This window comes from Moorena sp. (assembly GCF_982860115.1).
Map to the genome: position 1 here is coordinate 3,613 of NZ_CEYLVT010000353.1, position 1,634 is coordinate 5,246.

The 1,634-nt window shown below is 42.8% G+C and carries 1 protein-coding gene; it reads left to right on the top strand.

Features of this window, described 5'->3' with window-relative positions; genetic code table 11:
• Positions 1-1,568: UPF0182 family protein (locus tag AC4II3_RS31065; RefSeq protein ID WP_488016329.1), on the top strand; the 1,568-nt coding region annotated here is incomplete at its 5' end.
• Between the last annotated feature and the right edge of the window lie 66 nt (positions 1,569-1,634).

The following is a 1,634-nucleotide window of genomic DNA, read 5'->3' on the forward strand; positions in this document are numbered from 1 at the left end:
ACCTTCAACCCAATCACCTTCAACCCAATCACCTTCAACCCAATCACCTTCAACCAAACAACCTTCAACCTTTAACCCTGATAAAACCTTCACAAACTCAAAAACAACAAGTACTGATTGCTGCAAGGGAATTAGACTATGATGCTGTGCCCAAACAAGCACAAACCTGGGTTAACAAACACTTAGTCTATACCCATGGCTATGGCTTTACCCTCTCTGCCGTGAATCAGGTAGGAGAAGGAGGATTGCCATATTACTTTATTAAAGACATCGGTTCTGGTGCAGATGAAGGAGCCAAAGGAAGCTTATATACATCCTCTCCAGAGATTCGTGATAGTATCCCCATTGGTCAACCCCGGATTTACTACGGAGAACTGACCAATAACTATATCATGACCTCCACCAAAACTCAGGAATTAGACTATCCCAGTGGAGACGACAACGTTTACAACACCTACGATGGCACTGATGGTGTTAGCCTAAACTCCTTTTGGCGGCGGTTAGTGTTTGCCCAGTATCTCAAAGACTGGCAGATGTTACTGACTGGAAATTTCACACCCGAAACAAAGTTACTGTTCCGCCGTAATATTCGGCAAAGGATTCAAGCGATCGCTCCCTTTTTACGCTATGACGCTGACCCCTACCTGGTAATTGCTGATACCTCTGAAAGCGAATCAGGGGTCAATGAGAATTATCTATACTGGATGGTGGATGGCTACACCACAAGCGATCGCTACCCCTATGCCGACCCAGGTGACAACCAGTTTAACTACATCCGTAACTCCGTAAAAGTGGTTATTGATGCCTACAATGGCGATGTTAGTTTCTACATAGCTGATCCAGAAGACCCGATTATTCAAACCTGGAGTAAGATTTTCCCGAATTTCTTCAAGTCACTGGATGAGATGCCCACCACCTTGCGGACTCATCTGCGCTACCCCATTGATCTATTTAACATTCAATCTGAGCGGTTGTTATCATATCACATGACTGACCCCCAGGTCTTTTACAACCAAGAGGATTTGTGGCGGATTCCCCAGGAAATTTATGCTGGTAAATCTCAACCAGTAGAGCCTTACTACATTATCATGAAACTGCAAAAGGAGACATCAGAAGAATTTATCTTGCTCCACCCCTATACACCTACAGGTCGTAATAATTTAATTGGTTGGTTAGCTGGTCGCTCTGATGGAGATCAATATGGCAAGTTATTACTTTATCAGTTTCCCAAGCAACAACTAATTTATGGACCAGAGCAAATTGAAGCTCTGATTAATCAAGATCCAGTCATCTCTCAACAAATTTCCTTATGGAATCAAAAAGGGTCAAGAGCAGTTCAGGGGAATCTTTTGGTTATTCCCATCGAGCAATCGCTACTGTATGTTGAGCCATTGTATATAGAAGCTGAGCAAAATAGTCTCCCAACATTAGTACGAGTTATTGTGGTTTATCAAAACCAAATTATTATGGCTCAAAATCTAAAAGAGGCCCTTGATGCCATCTTTAATCCAGATCAAAGTAATACACCAATAATTGTACGTCCAGTCGAAGAAACTGCACTCCCTTAGAAGATTTTTTTCCGATTCCCGATTCCCGATTCCCAATTCCCGATTCCCGATTCCCGATTCCCGATT